A 17560-nucleotide genomic window follows, 5' to 3' on the forward strand; every position below is an offset into this window, starting at 1 on the left:
TTGTTCAAATTAACCAGCCTCAATCTCAATGGCCTGCGTTCGGCCACCCGCAAGGGCCTAGAAGCTTGGATGGAGTCACTGCGCGCTGATTGTATTTGCGTGCAAGAAATCAAGGCGCAAGCCGCTGATGTCCAAGGCCAGCTCGATACTTTGGCAGGAATGCAGGGCTATTTTCACTATGCCGAGAAAAAAGGCTACTCTGGCGTAGGCATTTATACCCGGCACCAACCCAGCGAGGTCCGCATCGGCTACGGTGACGCAGAGTTTGATGCCGAGGGCCGCTGCATTGAACTGCGCTTTGATACGCCCACGCGCAAGCTCTCGATTTTGAGCGTCTATTTTCCCAGTGGCTCCAGCAGCGAGGAGCGCCAACAAGCCAAGTTCCGCTTTTTGGCCAGCTTTCATCCCCATTTGCTGCGCTTGCGCGCCGAGCGCGACTTTATTTTGTGCGGTGATGTGAACATCGCCCACCAAGAAATAGACCTGAAGAACTGGAAAGGCAACCTGAAGAACAGCGGCTTCCTGCCCGAAGAACGCACTTGGATGAGCCAGCTGCTAGAGCGCGATGGACTGGTGGATGTCTATCGCCGTCTGCACCCCGACAGCACCGCCGAAGCCTATACTTGGTGGAGCAACCGAGGGCAAGCTTGGGCCAACAATGTCGGTTGGCGCATTGACTACCAGCTGGCCACGCCCGCACTGGCCGCACTGGCACAAAGCAGCAGCGTTTACAAGGCACAGCGTTTTAGCGACCATGCGCCGCTCACGGTGGAGTATGGCTTTGGCTTGGGTTGAACTCCTTGCGAGCGCATTCCCCACCCTAGCCGCTAGGCAGGGTGCGGGTCAAGCGAGCGGCACTTGCAAAGTGCCTTTTTTGCTGGATAAGGAATAAAATTCTCCGATGCAAATTGGCAACCGTTTTCGTTGTTACCCCACCCCAGCACAAGAAAAAGTGCTGTTGCAGTGGATAGGTTGCCAGCGCTTTATTTATAACGCCAAGGTGCAAGAAGACCGCTATTTTCGCACCTTTGCCCGCAAGTCACTCGACCATGCTGGGTAGTTTGCCGCCATAGACCAACAATACAGCCAGTTCAAGCACCCAGAACTGACCCCGTGGCTCTCGGAGGTGCCTAGCCAGCTGTTACGCAATGGTGCCGCCAAGTGGATGCAGGCTTACAGCCGTTTCTTTGCCGGTTTAGCTGGCCGCCCTACCATCCAGACTAGGCATGGTAAACAATCGATGTGGCTTACGCGCGAATTGTTTTCCTTTGAGCCTATCAAAGATGAGACCGGAAAAGTCACGCACCACCTGCTGCACCTTGGCACCAAAAAGCATCCCCTGGGCTGCTTGGCTTTTACAGCCCACCGTGATTATTTACCCCCAGCTTCCATCCATTTGAGCATCCATGCCGGGCGCTGGCATGTGTCTTTCAACTATGATGATGGCATCGCCGAACCCAGCGCTGAAGAAACCACCCAATGGCTATGCAGCTTCAGCGCCGCTGAACTGAGCAGCGTCACACTGGGTTTGGACAGAGGTGTCCAGATTCCATTGGCGGCCAGCGCCAGCGACAGGCAAAATTTTGATTTCCGGGCAATAGAAAAAAAGCGTTTAACCCGGCAAGAAAAACACAAAAAGCGCTGGCAACGCCGCCAAGCACGAAGAATGCAGGGTTCAAGGCGTTGGAAAAAAGCCAAGCAGCGTGTAGCCCAATGCCAGCAATACGCAGCTAACCTGCGCCGCGATTTTTGCCATCAAACCAGCCATGCCTTGGTAGCAGACCCTGCTTACAAGCTGTATGTATTGGAGGCGCTCAAAGTCAAAAACATGACCACCAGTGCCAAAGGCGATACCGAGAAACCGGGCAAAAACGTCCAGCAAAAAGCCGGACTCAACCGCGCCATCTTGGCTTCAGGCTGGGGGCAAATCAAGGTTTACACACAATACAAAGCCCTGCGCGCAGGCAAACTGTGCATCGAAGTGCCCGCACATTATTCTTCGCAGGAGTGCAGCCATTGTGGCTTCACTCATCCAGACAACCGGCGCTCTCAAGCCGCGTTTGTTTGCCAAAGCTGCCACTACACCGACAACGCCGACACCAACGCCGCCAAGGTACTGGTCAAACGCGGGGTAGCCCTGATGCTGGGCGAGGGTGTAGCCAAGAAGAAAGTCAAGCGGGCAAGGATAAAACAACAAAAGGTAGGGGCGGAATGCTCCAAACCGGCTGGGGCAACCTAGCCTACGCTCGTAGAGACATGGGTAAATCGTCAAGCTGGCAACATCTTGGCGTACCGGTCGGTGAAGCGAGAAACCCCAGCTACAACGCTTTGCGTTTAGCTGTGGGAGATTTCATTCGTTGGGACTTATTTTTGTGCCATGAGATGCTGACCCCGATTTTTCCGCACAGAGGCGGGGGCTTGCGCGTAGGTGGGTCTAGCCATTAGACTTGGGGGGTCCCGCAAAAAAAGCGGGATACGGGTCGGAAGCCCGGTTTCAAACGGCGCAGTAGTCGCCCCTGTTCCTAGGGAACGCGACTTTTTGGTTTCTCATGCTGCGCGCATGGCCCCTGCTATGGTGGGCTGTGTGGGGACGCTCCTGAGGGCGTGCCGGTTCCGTTTGCCGGTCTTCCGACCTCACACGGTCTGCCACCTATTGCCGGAAGCGGTAGATGGCAGGTTGCATTATTTGTCCAAACGGAGCCATCATGGCTGACACCTTCTCCCACACATCCACCGCGCCGCCCAGCGCGCAGGTGTTGCAACGCACTTTGCAGCAACTAGAAATTTTGCTGGCCGAGCCAGCACACAGCCGCAATGGCACTTGGTGCCAACAACGCCAACGCGCTTTGCTGTGGCGCAACCGCCCATGTTTGCAATTGTTGGCCGGTTTTGCCGCCGATGGCAGCACCGATTTGCTGTTTGCCGCCATGACGCAGCGCGCGCATTAAGTCGCCGCGCACCCGCGTTTTTTTCTTCTTCTTGCGCTTTGTTTTGACGACTGCCTGCTAAGGCGGCCAGCGTCTGCGCGCCTGTGTGTTGTGTTTTCTCTGTGCGGAGAGGTTTTGCCATGTCCGAGATGTTTTCTATTACCCGCGCCAGTTTGCGGATGGGCCGTGCTGCTTGGCAGTGTGCTTTGCCCAGCGGGGCCAAATTGGTATTGCTTTGTATCTTGCACCACTACAACGATGCGCGCGGCATGGCTTTTCCGTCGGTGGGGCGGGTGGCGCGTTTGTGTGGACTGCACAAACGCACGGTGCAAAGCCATATTGCCCAATTGGAAAAAATGGGCGTGTTGCAAGTCGGCAAAATGTCGGGCATCAGCACGCATGTGTACCGCGTGAATGAGGCGGCTTTGGCCCCGACGCTGGCAGAAAATTTATCCACCGAGGTGGTGTTTTCGGCCGCCACAGGTGGTGATTTTTCCGCCCGCAGTGCAGAAATCACCACCCAGAACGGACTGAACGCATTTGAACCGACAAAGATAACGGAAGCCCCAGCGCCCGAACCAGCGCCTGTGGTACAGCAGCCGGTGTTCTCATCTTCCTCATCGTCTTGTTTATTTTTAGCCGCCCTGCAAAGCCCCGAGGATCAAAGCACGCTAGAGGCTTGGCAACAGGTGCGCCATGCCAAAAAGCGCCCTGCTTTGCCCAACGCCTTGCAATGCCAACAATTGCTAGACCATGCAGCCACTTTGGGCAAACCCTTGGGCTGGGTGGTGCAGGTGATGGCGCTCAACGATTGGGCTGGGTTTGACCCGGCATGGCTCAATAACCAACGCCCGCCACCACGTTTGCCGGTGGTGGCCACGCTGGCTGCCAGCAGCAACCAAGCACCAGCTACGCCGCTTTATCAACCGCCTGCGCCCGTCTATCCACCCGTCACTGCCGAAGAAAGCGCCCAAGCCAAAGCGCGCTTGTTTGGCCTGTTAGAACAATGGCGCGGCCCAGAGCCTACGCAATGGGAGCCAATTCAACCTTGTGGTGTCGCTTGGGCCGACAACATCATTGCCAGAGCTTTGCGCGGCGAGCCGGTAGGTTTTACCGCGCTGGACATGGCTTGCGCGGTGGCCAAGGTGTCGCGGCGGGCGGTGCGCGCTGCGGCCAAGGCGCAAAAGACAGCATTGGAATGAAAAATGAGCGTCTGACCCCCATTTTTTTGACCCCCATTTTTTGCTGGCCGATTGAGTGGGGCAGCGTTGGGCTTGGGAACCAGAGCAACGACTGCTTATTCTTTGAATATTTTAAGCAGCGTCACTGCGGGCGATGCAGCACCAATTTTACGGTTTGTTTTGGCTGCCTCGATGATTTCGACCAGTTGATTGTATTTATCGGCTTGTCTATCATCTAAATTCGTCATATTCATGCTCCAACGGGTAAATGTTCGGAAGCTTGCTGGCTCATTGTACAAAATGCGCGAATTTTTATGGCGCGGGTCTTTTTCAATTTTTTTGTACAGCGTATTTAGCGTACTCAAAGGCCCTTCCAGCACCTGCAAAAACCAGCCACCGTTGTAAAATAAACTGCCCGTGACATCTATTTTTTGATTTTTTTCTTTGGCTATTTTTAAGATGTCGAGCAGGTCTTCGCTGGACATTTTTCGCGTAGCTTGGCTAATGTAAATCAATTGATTAATAGACACTGGCATCTCCTGAGGTAAAAATTCTAAATTACTCTATCTTTCATTTTAGATTAATGCAGTTAAAAATAATATCCTTGATTATTTGAGGGGATTTTCTTTTTCAGTGTTCAACGTTGAGCGCACTTTGCTGCACTGGCGATTCCAGCCTATCGCCCATGCGATAGACCCACACGGCCCGCTCACCTTCTAACTGGTAGTGGGCATAGGGCGGCACATCGGGCACGGCAAACTCTAAACTGACCAGCCACGCGCCGGGGGCCATCTCAGCCTGGGCTTTGGCCCAAGCGCGCGCCATGCTTTCGGGACGTTGAAACAAATACACCAGCGCATAGCGTCCCCAAGGCTCTTGCCAAATGTCGCCTTGGCGCACCTGCGCCCACGGGCAGCGGCGCGCGCACAGCCAGCGCAGCGGGCGGCTCCACTCTAGGCCATGCCAGCGTGCCAAGGGATAGGCTTGGCGCAAGGCCAACAGGCCATCGCCCAAGCCACAACCGGCATCCAGTACCTCGGCCTCTGGCTCTAGCCAAGCATGGTCTGGCAAACGGTTCAGGGCATCGGTGGGCGTGGGAAACAACGGCGCATCGCGCCAAGCGTGCAGCGGATACACCGCCAACAACAAACCCAGCGGCAACAACCAAACCCATTGCGGGACGCTGGCCATGCCCGTCAACACCAGCGACAGCGGAAAGCCCAGCACAATCAACACCCGGCGCCAGAGGTTATCTCCCAGCAAACTGACCAGCGTACACCAGAGCATCGCCAACACCAGCGCCCACAAGGGTGGCAACACCCGTTGCAACAACAACAGCAACAACCAGCCCGAAGACCACGCCAACACAGCAGGAAGCGGCCAAGGCAAATGCAGCAACATGTTCAAGCGGCGCGTAGACGTTCAATCAGGCCATTGAGGGCTTCGGTAGAGTCAAACCCAATCACCAGCTCGCCCACATCGTCCAACTGCCCCGCCCGGCGCACGCGCTTTTTAACGCGCACTTGCACTTGGGCCATCAACAGGTCGGACAATTCTTCTTCTAAACGCAACAGGTCGCGTGATTTACTGCGGGTGTTGGGTTTGGTATCTGTGCCCCGCTGGCCCTGCTGGGCTAACTTTTGGCCCAAGGCTTCGGCTTCGCGCACCGAGAGTTTTTTGGCGGCAATTTGCTGTGCGGCCGTGATTTGCGTGGCTTTGTCCAGCGTCAGCAGGGCGCGAGCGTGGCCCATGTCCAAATCACCCGCCATGAGCATGGTTTGCACCGGTGCGGCCAGTTGCAGCAGGCGCAGTAAATTGCTGGCGGTGCTGCGTGAACGGCCTACGGCCTGCGCGGCCTGTTCGTGCGTGAGGCCAAATTCTTGCACCAAGCGTTGCAAGCCTTGGGCCTCTTCCAATGGGTTGAGGTCTTCGCGTTGGATGTTTTCGATCAGCGCCATCGCTGCGGCGGCTTCGTCGGGCACCTCGCGCACCAGCACGGGCACGCTGTCCAATCCGGCCAGTTTGGCCGCGCAAAAGCGGCGCTCACCGGCAATGATTTCATAACGTCCGGCGTGCGGGCCATTGTGAAGGCGGCGCACCAAAATCGGCTGCATGATGCCTTGGGCGCGGATGCTTTGGGCCAGCGCATACAGTGCGCCTTCGTCCATGTGCGTGCGTGGTTGGTATGGGCCGGGCAGCAGCTCCGTCAGGGGCAGCATCATGGCGGTGGTAGCTGGTTTTTCTGCGCCTTGGCAGCCTTGGCCATCAGGGTGTGCAGCAGCGCCAGCCCTTGGGGCCAGTCTCCCAAACCTGCGTCTGCATTGAGATGGCCACGCGCGCCCATATTGACAAAATCAGCTCCCCAAGCTCGGGCCAGTGCTTGGGCATGGGGGCTGCTGCCATAAGCATCATTGCTGCTCGCCAGCAGCAGAGACGGAAAAGGCAAGGGTTGGCGGGCGATGGGTGCCCAACCGGGCAGTTGCTGGCGCAAATCGGGGCGTTCTACATCGGGCGGGGCTACCAGCAGCGCTGCTTGCACTTTGTTGCGCGCCTCGGGCGCATGGGCAGCCCACCACGCTACCAAAATACAGGCCAAACTGTGCGCCACCAACACCACTGGGCCGGGGCTATCCAGCACGGTTTCTTGCAGCCGGGCGCTCCAATCGCCGCGCAGGGGGCGCTGCCAGTCGTGCTGCTCTAGGCGCTCGTAGCCATGCTGGCGCTCCCAGTGGCTTTGCCAGTGGTCAGGGCCGGAATTTTGCCAACCGGGCAGGGTGAGGATGCGAGGAGATGCGGGGGACATGGCAGGCGCTGATTTTGCACAATATGCGCCATCGCGCTCATTTGGCCAGTTTGTGCAGCTCGCGCTGCATGGCTTGCTGCTCTTTGATGGTTTGAATCAAGCGCTGGTCGGCCTCCCGGATAATTTTTTTCATGACGACCGGATTCGGGTCTTGCCAATCTGCACCGGCATTGCGGGCCATGTAGGCGACGGCGCGGGCATAGCGCGCACGCCCACCCACGCATGGCCGGTTAGCACTGACTGGCCTTCGGCAACCAAAGGCTCCCAAGCGCTGCGGTCGCCAAACTTAGGCGCATGGGCCACCCCAGTATCGTGGCAAGCGATGCAAACCGATTGGTACACCTGTTGGCCGATGTTTTGCGGGGCAGCCACATCGGTTGTGGTTTGTGCCATGACGGCCTGCACCGAACAGCAAGCGCCCAGAGCGGCATACACAAGCGTGTGGAGTTTCATATTTGCCCTACTGCTATGCCTAAAACGGAATATCGTCGTCGCTAAAGTTGTTGAAATCAGAGTTTTGGCGTGCGGGTGGTGCCATAGGGGCCGGGGCTGGTGCGGGGCGGGCCGCAGGAGCAGCCATGCGCGGCGCTGCCGCCGGTGCAGCGCGGCGCGGGTTGTCGTAGGCATCAGCACCATAGCCACCGTCGGTCGATGTGCTGGGGTCACCCATGCCTTGGCGGCTGCCCAGCATTTGCATTTGGTCGGCACGGATTTCGGTGCTGTATTTTTCTATGCCCGCTTGGTCTGTCCATTTGCGTGTACGCAAGCTGCCCTCTACATACACCTGTGAGCCTTTACGCAGGTACTGCCCGACAATTTCGGCCAAACGCCCGCTGAACACCACGCGATGCCATTCGGTGTGTTCTTTGGGCTCGCCAGTTTGCTTGTCTTTCCACTTGTCAGTGGTGGCAATAGCAACATTGGCCACCTGATCACCATTAGGGAAGGTACGCATTTCGGGGTCACGGCCCAAGTTGCCAACGATAATCACTTTGTTGATAGATGCCATGCTGCTTGACCTTGAAAGAAGAGGGTGCGCGGTGCGCCCAACGCACAAATTGTGCAGTATAAGCAAGGCTTGGCTGCCGATGCGCCTACCCTGTGCAAACTTTATTTTTTAAAATTTTAGGGGCGCGGTGCCATGCGGATGGATCCACTCCACAGCAGCCACAGCAGCGTTAAGAGCGAGGTAGCGCCAAACAAGCAAACCATCCCGCCCGCCTTGAGCAAAGCCCCGCCCAAGGCACCCCCGGCAAACAATCCCAAGGATTGCAAAGTGTTGTAGGCCCCCAGCGCAGCACCGCGTGTAGCGGCCGGTGCCAAACGCGACACCAAACTGGGCTGGCTGGCCTCCAGCACATTAAAGCCACAAAAAAACAGCAGCAGCAAAGCCCCCAGCAACCACAACGATGGCATCTGGCCACTGGCTGCTACCCCAGCTAAGCCCAATTGCACCAGCAACACCAAGGCAATCGCCCCCAGCAAGGCGGCGCGCAAATGGCCACGCCGCTCTAGCGCAAACAAGCCGCCCAAACACAGAAAAGACACCAACACCGCTGGCAAATACAGCTGCCAATGCTCGCCTTTGAGCAAGCCCGCTTGCACCAGCAAGGCTGGCACGGCAACCCACATCGCCATCTGCACGGTATGCAGGGCAAACACGCCCAAATTGAGCCGCCACAAGTCGGGATGCCGCCACACATCGGCCAGACGGCCTTTGGCAGGAGCTTCTTGGTGCAGTGTGGGTTCCGGCGGCACCCACCAGCACACCACGGCCACCCCAGCCAGCGCCAACACCCCCGTCAGGGCAAACAAACCAGACAGCCCAATATGCGGTGTCAACAAGGGCGCGGCCACCAAAGCCAAGGCAAACATCAAGGCAATGCTGCCACCAATCAAGGCCATCGCTTTGGTACGCACCACATCGCGGGTTTGGTCGGCCAGCAAGGCTGTAACGGCGGCCGATACCGCCCCAGCGCCTTGCAACACCCGGCCCCACAGCAGGCCCATCAGGCTATCGGCCCCAGCGGCCAAAAAACTACCGGCGGCAAACACCAGCAGCCCCAGCACAATGATGCGCTTGCGCCCAAAGCGGTCCGAGGCCATCCCCAAAGGCAACTGCAAAAACGCCTGCGTTAAGCCGTACATGCCCAACGCCAAACCCACCAATGCCGGGTCATCGCCACCGGGGTAATGGCTGGCTTCAATCGCAAACACTGGCAAGACCAAAAACAGGCCCAGCATACGCAGGGCAAAAATCAGCGCCAGCGAGGTGCTAGAGCGCCGCTCTAAGGCCGTCATGGCGATACGCACTGGCTTGTCCGAAGCCGGTGCAGAGGAGGAGGAGGAAGAAGACACAGTGGGTTCTCAGACGCGGGCAACACACCCGACAACACAGACAGCAACAGCCAACAGCAGCCAAAACCGCGATTGTGCGCGAAGCGCCGGATGAACGCCGCTGGCCTGCGGGTTCTCCCTATCATGGCAGCATCTCTTCTGCCTGCTGCCCCTACCGTGAACGCACCTCCCACCCCAGCCTCCAACCGCCCTGCCCACCACCCAGCCCCTCCCCCTGAAGAAGGCCGCCCACTGGCGGCAGCTTTGGCCCGACAGCAGTGCATCAGCATTCGGGGCGCGCGCACGCACAACCTGAAAAATATCGACCTCGACATCCCACGCGAGCAGCTGGTGGTGATTACCGGGTTGTCCGGCTCCGGCAAATCCAGTTTGGCCTTTGACACCCTGTATGCCGAAGGCCAGCGCCGTTATGTCGAAAGCCTGTCCACCTATGCACGCCAGTTTTTGGGGCGCTTGGACAAACCCGATGTGGACAGCATCGAGGGACTGTCCCCGGCCATCGCCATCGAGCAAAAAGCCACCAGCCACAACCCGCGTTCCACCGTGGGCACGGTGACGGAAATCCACGACTACCTGCGCCTGCTCTATGCGCGCGCAGGCACCCCCTATTGCCCTGACCACGGCCAAGCGCTGGCAGCACAAACCATCAGCCAAATGGTCGATAGCCTGCTGGCCTTGGCTGCCGACACCCGCTTGATGGTGTTGGCCCCAGTGGCACGCCAGCGCAAAGGCGAGTTCACGGAACTGTTCCAAGAGATGCAGGCGCGTGGTTATGTGCGCTTTCGGGTAGATGGACAAATTTATGCCCACGAGCAACTGCCCCTGTTGAAAAAAACCGACAAGCACGATGTCGATGTGGTGATAGACCGGCTCAAGGTGCGCCCCGAAGTGCAGCAGCGCTTGGCCGAGAGTGTGGAGGCCGCGCTGCGCGTAGCTGGCCCCGATGCAGGCGGGCGCGTGCTGGCGCTGGAGATGGACAGCGGCACTGAACACCTGTTCAGCAGCCAGTTTGCCTGCCCCGTGTGCAGCTACGCCCTGCCCGCGCTGGAGCCACGACTGTTTTCTTTTAATGCGCCGTTGGGGGCCTGCCCCAGTTGCGATGGCCTTGGCCACCGGGATGTGTTTGCTGCCGCACGGGTGGTGGCCTTTCCAGCGCTCAGTTTGGCCAGTGGAGCCATCCCCGGTTGGGACAAGCGCAACAGCACCGGCTTTGCCCTGCTAGAGAGTTTGGCCCGCCATTACGGCTTTGATTTGGAAACACCGTTTGCGGCTTTACCAGACAAAGTGCAGCAAGTCATTTTGCATGGCTCGGGGGATGAATCCATTGCCTTTCAATACTTTTTAGGCAGTGGGGCCAACAAAGGGCAAGCCATCAGCAAACAACACCCGTTTGAAGGTATCCTACCCAACATGGCCCGGCGCTGGCGCGATACCGACTCCAACGCCGTGCGCGAAGAGCTGGCCCGCTGGCGCAGCACCCAACCCTGCCCCGATTGTTTAGGGGCACGCCTGCGCCGCGAAGCCCGGCACGTCAAGCTAGGCGATGGCGCGCAAGCCAAGGCGATTCAAGACATCAGCCAGAGTACGCTGGCCGAGGCCCATGCGTGGTTCTCTGGCCTGCACCTCTCGGGCAGCAAAGCCGAGATTGCAGCCCCGGTGGTGCGCGAAATTGTCACGCGGCTGCAATTTCTCAACGATGTCGGCCTCAACTACCTCAGCTTGGGCCGCAGTGCTGATAGCCTCAGCGGTGGCGAAGCCCAGCGCATCCGGCTGGCCTCGCAAATTGGCTCGGGCCTCAGCGGCGTGATGTATGTGCTGGATGAACCCAGCATCGGCCTGCACCAGCGCGACAACGACCGCCTGATTGCCACCCTGCAACACCTGCGCGACATCGGCAACAGCGTGATTGTGGTGGAACACGACCAAGACATGATGCGCGCCGCCGACCACATCATCGACCTGGGGCCGGGCGCTGGCGTGCATGGCGGCCAAATCATGGCACAGGGCAACTACGCGCAAGTGCGCGCCAACCCGCAATCGCCCACTGGGCGCTATCTGGCCGGTACGTACTCTATCCCGGTACCAGTGCGGCGCACGCCGCCCAAGGCCACGCAACAATTGCGCCTGATGGGTGCCCACGGCAACAACCTGCAACAGGTCAGCGTGGATTTTCCAGTGGGCCTGTTCACCTGCGTCACGGGGGTTTCGGGTTCGGGCAAAAGCACCCTCGTCAATGACACCCTGCACAAAGCCATTGCCCGGCAGCTCTACCGCTCCCACGACGAGCCAGCCCCCCACGAAGCCATTGAAGGCATAGACTATTTCGACAAGGTCATTAACGTCGATCAATCCCCCATTGGCCGCACGCCGCGCAGCAATCCGGCCACCTACACCGGCCTGTTCACTCCCATCCGCGAACTGATGGCCGAAACCCCCAGCGCCAAAGAGCGCGGCTATGGCCCCGGACGCTTCTCCTTCAATGTGGCCGGGGGGCGCTGCGAAGCCTGTCAGGGTGATGGCGTAGTCAAGGTAGAAATGCACTTTCTGGCCGATGTCTATGTACCCTGCGACATCTGCCACGGCCAACGCTATAACCGCGAAACGCTAGAAGTGCAATGGAAGGGCCGCCACATTGCACAAATTTTGGCACTCACAGTAGAAGAAGCACACGCTTTTTTTAAAGACGTGCCCAGCATTGCGCGCAAGCTGCAAACCTTGCTCGATGTCGGCTTGAGCTACATCCGCTTGGGCCAAAGCGCCACCACGCTCTCGGGTGGCGAAGCCCAGCGCGTCAAACTGGCGCAAGAACTGAGCAAGCGCGACACGGGCCGCACCCTCTACATCCTAGACGAACCCACCACCGGCCTGCACTTTGCCGACATCGCCCTGTTGCTCAAGGTGTTGCACCAGTTGCGCGATGCAGGCAACACCATTGTGGTGATTGAACACAACCTCGATGTGATTAAAACCGCCGACTGGCTGATTGACATGGGGCCAGAGGGTGGCGCAGGCGGCGGCACCGTGGTAGCCACTGGCACGCCAGAGGCTCTGGCCCAGCATCCCCATAGCCACACTGGTCACTACCTAAAACCCTTTTTGGACTGGGCAGAATGTAACTAAATGTAACAATTTAGCCTGTGGATAACCCTGTGGAAAATTTTTGAATAACTAGGTACTTATCCACAGGGGTAGGCACTTTTGAAAAGTTGTTCATTTTTCGGTCACAGGAATTGAGGGGTGGTATGCACAGGGTTATCCACCGGATAAGTTGTTGATTTTAATCATGAAACCTTAGTTATCCACAGAAAACGGCTTCCTTCTACTACTACTACTATGTGTATATATAAAAAAAGTAGTTAATAGCCTAGGATAACTTTTTGGCAGTTTGGCAAGGCAAAACGGCCCCATCCACCCCCCCAGTGCCATGCCAGCTGGCGGCAAGTGCCTGTCAAGGCATCCAGCTTTTGCTATAGTGCCCACCTGCGCCGATTTGCTACAGCTTGCGGGCGCTCTATAAATCCAGCTAAAGACAGACCGACACCCCCGCCCGGCCCCGTTTTTAGCTTTGGCCTTGTCGGGTTTTCTTATGTCGTTCATCGCCACCCCTGAATTTCTGCACTTCCCACAGGCATTGCCTTTGCAAAGTGGTGCCTCTATCCGTGACTACACGCTGGCCTACGAAACCTATGGCAGCTTGAATGCCGAGCGTTCCAATGCGGTGCTGGTCTGCCATGCCCTCAATGCCTCGCACCATGTCGCGGGGGTGTATGCCGGGCAAGACAAAAGCGAAGGCTGGTGGAACAACATGATTGGGCCGGGCAAACCGGTCGATACCAACCGCTTTTTTGTCATTGGTATCAACAATTTAGGTTCTTGCTTTGGCTCTACTGGCCCCATGCACACCAACCCCGATACCGGACAGGTGTATGGGGCAGACTTCCCGGTGTTGACAGTGGAGGATTGGGTCAACGCCCAAGCACGCCTGCTAGACCACTTAGGGGTGCAACAACTGGCCGCTGTGTTGGGTGGCAGCTTGGGTGGGATGCAAGCCTTGAGCTGGACACTGCAATACCCCGAGCGTGTGCGCCATGCGGTAGTCGTGGCCAGTGCGCCCAACCTCAACGCCGAGAACATCGCTTTTAACGAGGTAGCACGCCGCGCCATCGTCACCGACCCCGACTTTCATGGCGGCCATTTCTACCAACATGGCGTGGTACCCAAACGCGGGCTACGTATCGCGCGCATGATTGGCCACATCACCTACCTGAGTGACGATGTGATGAATGAAAAGTTCGGTCGCCAACTGCGCGAGGGCCTGACCCTCAAATACAGCACCCAAGACATCGAGTTTCAGATTGAGAGCTACCTGCGCTACCAAGGCGACAAGTTCAGCGAATACTTTGATGCCAACACCTACCTGCTCATCACCCGCGCCTTGGATTACTTTGACCCCGCGCGGGCCTTTGGCGGTAATTTAAGCCAAGCACTGGCCCGTGCCACGGCGCAATTTTTGTTGGTCAGCTTTAGCACCGACTGGCGTTTTTCGCCCCAACGCAGCCGCGAAATCGTCAAAGCCTTGTTAGACAACCGGCGCGATGTGAGCTATGCCGAAATTGATGCCCCACACGGCCACGATGCCTTTTTGCTCGACGATGCGCGCTACCTGAACCTGATTCGTGCCTATTTTGAGCGCATTGCCAAGGAGTTCGCATGACCGAGAAAGCCACCATGCAAGCGATTGCCGCTCTGGTGCCCGTGGGTTCGCGCGTGCTGGATTTGGGTTGTGGCGATGGCACTTTGCTCGACTACCTGCAACGCGAACGCGCTTGCAGCGGTTATGGCATCGAGATTGACGATGCCAATGTGCTGGCCTGTGCGCGCCGGGGGGTGAACATCATTCAGCTTAACCTCGAGGAGGGGCTGGCGATGTTTGCCGACAACTCCTTTGACGTGGTGTTGCAAATCGACACGCTGCCACATTTGCGTAATGCCGAAACCATGCTGCGCGAAACCGCCCGCGTGGGGCGCTCGGGCATTGTGGCCTTTCCTAATTTTGCCCACTGGCCCAATCGGCTGTCGGTGTTGCGTGGCCGTATGCCCGTGACGCGGCGGCTGCCTTACCAGTGGTACGACACGCCCAACATCCGCGTGGGCACCTATGCCGACTTTGCCGTGTTGGCACAAAAAAACCAATTGCAAACCTTGGATGCTTTTGGGCTACAAAATGGACAAATCGTGCGTTTTTGGCCTAATCTACGCGCCAGTACCGCCGTATTTCATTTTCAGCGTGCCGCAAGCTGAACCTTAAAATTGTTCTATGACCTTTCTTGACATGCTGCGCGCCGCAAGCACGCAAAACCAATCCATGTTGTGTGTGGGCCTGGACCCCGAGCCCACCCGCTTTCCTGCTGGAATGCAGGGCGATGCGCGCAAAATTTACGATTTTTGTGCCGCCATTGTCGATGCCACGGCAGACTTGGTCTGTGCGTTCAAACCGCAAATTGCCTACTTTGCCGCCCACGGTGCCGAAGACCAATTGGAGCGCCTGATGCAGCACATGCGTAGCCATGCGCCGCAAGTGCCCATCATTTTGGATGCCAAGCGTGGCGACATCGGCTCCACCGCCGAGCAATACGCCAAAGAAGCTTTTGAACGCTACGGCGCGGATGCCGTCACGCTTTCACCCTTTATGGGCTTTGATTCGGTACTGCCTTACCTGCAATACCCCGGCAAAGGGGCTTTTTTGCTCTGTCGCACCTCCAATCCGGGGGGGGATGATTTTCAAAACCAGCGCTTGGCCAACGTCGATGGCCAGCCCCTGCTCTACGAACACATTGCCCGCTTGGCCCAAGGCCCGTGGAATCGCAATGGCCAACTCGGTTTGGTGGTGGGTGCCACCTACCCGGCTGAAATTGAGCGCGTGCGCGCCTTGGCCCCCCATGTGCCCTTGTTGATTCCCGGTGTTGGTGCCCAAGGCGGCGATGCGTTGGCCACGGTGCGGGCGGGTTGGCGAGCCGATGGCCCGATTGTGGTCAACTCCTCTCGGGCGATTTTGTATGCCAGCAACGGGACTGAGTTTGCGACGGCCGCCCGTGCCGAAGCCCTGAAAACGCGCGCTTTGTTGCAATCGGCTTTAGGCTGACGGCTGCTCCATCCCTTAGCTACGGCGGCACCTGCCCATACACCATGTTCATGTCTTTGCTGCACCGCTGGAGCTTGCTCCAAAAATTCATGATTTTGGGCACGATGGGCTTGATGATGAGTGCCTTGCCCACCTTTTTGTACGTAGAGCACGCCCTGCAAACCATCGAAGAGGCACGTACCGAGGTAGCTGGCGCGCCACCGCTGATGGCGCTCAACAAGGTGGTGCAGCTGATGCAAATCCACCGGGGCTTATCGGCCAGTATGCTCAGTGGTGATGAGGGCTTGGGCGCACGCCGTCCGCCCATCCGCGATGCGCTGGGCAAAGCCTTAAGCCAAGTGGATGAGCGCTTTGCCGCAGCGGCGGTGTCCTCCACGTCGGTGGCCGCTTGGGCGCAAGCCAAACAAACTTGGCAAGCCCTAGAACCCCAAGTAGCGGCGCGTAGCCTGACCCCACCCCAAAGCACCGCCCAGCATACCCAGCTCATTGCCAGCATCATGCTGCTCAGTGAAGAACTGCGTTATGCCTACCGCCTGCAAATGGACCCCGACCCCGACACCCATGCTTTGGTACAGGCCACGCTGGTCGATGCCCCCATGCTCAGTGAAAAGCTCGGCATCATGCGCGCCCAAGGCTCTAGCGCCTTGGTGCAAGGGGTATTGCCCCCCGCCACCAAAAGCACCTTGCAAGCCTTGCAACAACGCGCTGGCGAGCTGTATGGCGAGACCTTTCGCAATTTTGACCGCGCGATGGCCGCCCATGCGCCCTTGCGCCAGCAACTCGAAGCACCAGCCCAGGACCTGAAAGCACGCATTGCCGCTACGCGCCAAATGGCCGATAAAAACCTCATCCATGCCACCAGCTTGGAGATGCCCGCCAAAGATTATTTTGATGATTTCACGCGCACCATTGATGCCCTATTTGCCGTCAACGATTTAGCCATGCAAGCCTTGGACACGCGGCTGCAAGAGCGCGTACAGCAGCTGCAGCAAACCTTGCTGGGTGTTTTGGCCGCCTTGCTGCTCACCTTGTCCATGACTGCCGGGCTGGCGCTGGTATTTGTGCGCTCCATCACGCGGCCTTTGGCCCAGGCCCAAGCCTTGGGTGGTGCGGTAGCCCAAGGCAACTTAGGCGGTGTCGATGTGCCGCATGGCAGCAACGAAGTCGGCCAACTGATTGCCGTGTTGCAGCAAATGCGCGCCAAACTGCGCCCCGTGGTAGCCCAAGTGCGCCAAAGCGCAGAAAATCTGGCCAGCGCCAGCGCCCAAATTGCCCAAGGTAACAACGACCTATCGGCGCGCACCGAAAGCCAAGCTGGCGCACTCGAAAAAACCGCCTCCTCTATGGAGCAGCTCAATGGCACGGTGCAACAAAATGCCGAAAGCGCGCGCCAAGCCAACCAAGTGGCCGACAACGCCAGCCAAGTAGCCGCCAAAGGGGGTCAAGTGGTGGCGCAGGTGGTGGACACAATGGAAGCCATCAACAGCTCCTCGCGCAAAATTGCCGACATCATCAGCGTGATTGACGGCATCGCTTTTCAAACCAACATTTTGGCGCTCAATGCCGCCGTAGAGGCCGCCCGCGCTGGCGAGCAAGGTCGCGGCTTTGCCGTAGTGGCCTCTGAAGTCCGTGCTTTGGCAGGGCGCAGTGCCGCAGCGGCCAAAGAAATCAAAGGGCTGATAGAAACCTCGGTCGGCAACGTCAGTGCCGGGTGTACCTTGGTAGAGCAAGCGGGCAGCACCATGGACGAGATTGTGGTCAGTGTGCGCCGCGTGGCCGACATCATGCACGAAATCAGCCAAGCCAGCCAAGAGCAATCCTCCGGGGTCTCTGAGGTCAACAGCGCCATCACCCACATGGACGAAGTAACGCAGCAAAACGCCGCGCTGGTCGAAGAAATGGCCGCTGCTGCCTCCAGTTTGCGTAGCCAAGCCCAAGGGCTGGTAGAGACGGTATCGGTGTTTCAGCTGGATACTGGCGGGGCTGTGCCGATAGGGCTGCAAAAATAAATATCTCCAACACCAAAAATTTGGCCCATAATGGGTGCGCTTTCCTGTTTTCACAGCAAAGCGGTTAAGTTAGCGGTGATTGGTCAGTTTCGCGTCTTTGAAGTCGTCACAGGTTTGTTGATTGCGTCGGGCTCCATCGC

The 17560-nt window shown here is 58.0% G+C and carries 17 protein-coding genes; 10 read left to right on the forward strand and 7 right to left on the reverse strand.

Translation table 11 applies throughout. The features are described from left to right. From PHX60_RS12585 to PHX60_RS12605, 5 genes are all read left to right on the forward strand, one after another. Positions 1–795: an exodeoxyribonuclease III gene (locus PHX60_RS12585; RefSeq protein WP_300078248.1), complete on the forward strand. Its 795-nt coding sequence runs from the start codon at positions 1–3 to the stop codon at positions 793–795. 106 nt (positions 796–901) lie between these two features. Continuing rightward, on the forward strand, positions 902–1060 hold the full coding sequence (locus PHX60_RS12590; RefSeq protein ID WP_300078251.1) for a helix-turn-helix domain-containing protein: 159 nt from the start codon (positions 902–904) through the stop codon (positions 1058–1060). Between the two features lie 9 nt (positions 1061–1069). After that, on the forward strand, positions 1070–2239 hold the full coding sequence (locus PHX60_RS12595) for a transposase (RefSeq protein WP_300078364.1): 1170 nt from the start codon (positions 1070–1072) through the stop codon (positions 2237–2239). A 466-nt stretch (positions 2240–2705) separates the two neighbouring features. Beyond that, a complete protein-coding gene (locus tag PHX60_RS12600; RefSeq protein ID WP_300078254.1) occupies positions 2706–2948 on the forward strand; it encodes a hypothetical protein in 243 nt (80 codons plus the stop codon). Between the two features lie 119 nt (positions 2949–3067). Beyond that, a complete protein-coding gene (locus PHX60_RS12605) occupies positions 3068–4129 on the forward strand; it encodes a helix-turn-helix domain-containing protein (protein ID WP_300078257.1) in 1062 nt (353 codons plus the stop codon). Between the two features lie 95 nt (positions 4130–4224). Here the strand turns inward: PHX60_RS12605 and PHX60_RS12610 are convergent, their stop codons facing one another. The 7 genes from PHX60_RS12610 to PHX60_RS12640 all read right to left on the reverse strand — a co-directional run bounded on the left by PHX60_RS12610 (position 4225) and on the right by PHX60_RS12640 (position 9212). Continuing rightward, the gene (locus PHX60_RS12610) at positions 4225–4644 is read right to left on the reverse strand and encodes a BLUF domain-containing protein (protein WP_300078260.1); all 420 of its coding nucleotides are present in this window, start codon (positions 4642–4644) and stop codon (positions 4225–4227) included. Between the two features lie 94 nt (positions 4645–4738). Continuing rightward, positions 4739–5509 carry a class I SAM-dependent methyltransferase gene (locus PHX60_RS12615; protein WP_300078262.1) on the reverse strand — a complete coding sequence of 257 codons (771 nt, stop codon included), beginning with the start codon at positions 5507–5509 and terminating at the stop codon, positions 4739–4741. A gap of 2 nt (positions 5510–5511) precedes the next feature. After that, positions 5512–6327 carry a ParB/RepB/Spo0J family partition protein gene (locus PHX60_RS12620; protein ID WP_300078265.1) on the reverse strand — a complete coding sequence of 272 codons (816 nt, stop codon included), beginning with the start codon at positions 6325–6327 and terminating at the stop codon, positions 5512–5514. Continuing rightward, positions 6327–6911, reverse strand: a complete 585-nt coding sequence (locus PHX60_RS12625) for an alpha/beta fold hydrolase (RefSeq protein ID WP_300078268.1) — start codon at positions 6909–6911, stop codon at positions 6327–6329. Before PHX60_RS12625 ends, PHX60_RS12620 begins: the two co-directional genes overlap by 1 nt. Positions 6912–7040: 129 nt before the next feature. After that, a complete protein-coding gene (locus PHX60_RS12630) occupies positions 7041–7304 on the reverse strand; it encodes a c-type cytochrome (protein ID WP_300078271.1) in 264 nt (87 codons plus the stop codon). Between the two features lie 79 nt (positions 7305–7383). Then, positions 7384–7920, reverse strand: a complete 537-nt coding sequence (gene ssb / locus PHX60_RS12635; protein ID WP_300078274.1) for a single-stranded DNA-binding protein — start codon at positions 7918–7920, stop codon at positions 7384–7386. Between the two features lie 116 nt (positions 7921–8036). Further along, the gene (locus PHX60_RS12640) at positions 8037–9212 is read right to left on the reverse strand and encodes an MFS transporter (RefSeq protein ID WP_300078367.1); all 1176 of its coding nucleotides are present in this window, start codon (positions 9210–9212) and stop codon (positions 8037–8039) included. A 180-nt stretch (positions 9213–9392) separates the two neighbouring features. On the opposite strand from PHX60_RS12640, the gene uvrA reads away from it, so the two are divergent. From uvrA to PHX60_RS12665, 5 genes are all read left to right on the forward strand, one after another. After that, positions 9393–12389 (forward strand): excinuclease ABC subunit UvrA, encoded by a 2997-nt coding sequence (gene uvrA / locus PHX60_RS12645; protein ID WP_300078276.1) that lies wholly within the window; start codon positions 9393–9395, stop codon positions 12387–12389. 466 nt (positions 12390–12855) lie between these two features. Then, complete coding sequence (locus PHX60_RS12650) at positions 12856–13983, forward strand: homoserine O-acetyltransferase (protein ID WP_300078279.1); 1128 nt, start codon at positions 12856–12858, stop codon at positions 13981–13983. Next, positions 13980–14570 carry a methionine biosynthesis protein MetW gene (gene metW / locus PHX60_RS12655; RefSeq protein ID WP_300078282.1) on the forward strand — a complete coding sequence of 197 codons (591 nt, stop codon included), beginning with the start codon at positions 13980–13982 and terminating at the stop codon, positions 14568–14570. The genes PHX60_RS12650 and metW overlap by 4 nt, the downstream gene beginning before the upstream one ends. Before the next feature lie 16 nt (positions 14571–14586). Beyond that, positions 14587–15411: an orotidine-5'-phosphate decarboxylase gene (gene pyrF / locus PHX60_RS12660; protein ID WP_300078285.1), complete on the forward strand. Its 825-nt coding sequence runs from the start codon at positions 14587–14589 to the stop codon at positions 15409–15411. Positions 15412–15461: 50 nt separating this feature from the next. Continuing rightward, the gene (locus tag PHX60_RS12665; protein WP_300078287.1) at positions 15462–17420 is read left to right on the forward strand and encodes a methyl-accepting chemotaxis protein; all 1959 of its coding nucleotides are present in this window, start codon (positions 15462–15464) and stop codon (positions 17418–17420) included. The last annotated feature ends 140 nt before the right edge of the window (positions 17421–17560 follow it).

The sequence above is a fragment of the Giesbergeria sp. genome (assembly GCF_028686475.1).
Taxonomy (GTDB): Bacteria; Pseudomonadota; Gammaproteobacteria; order Burkholderiales; family Burkholderiaceae_C; genus Simplicispira.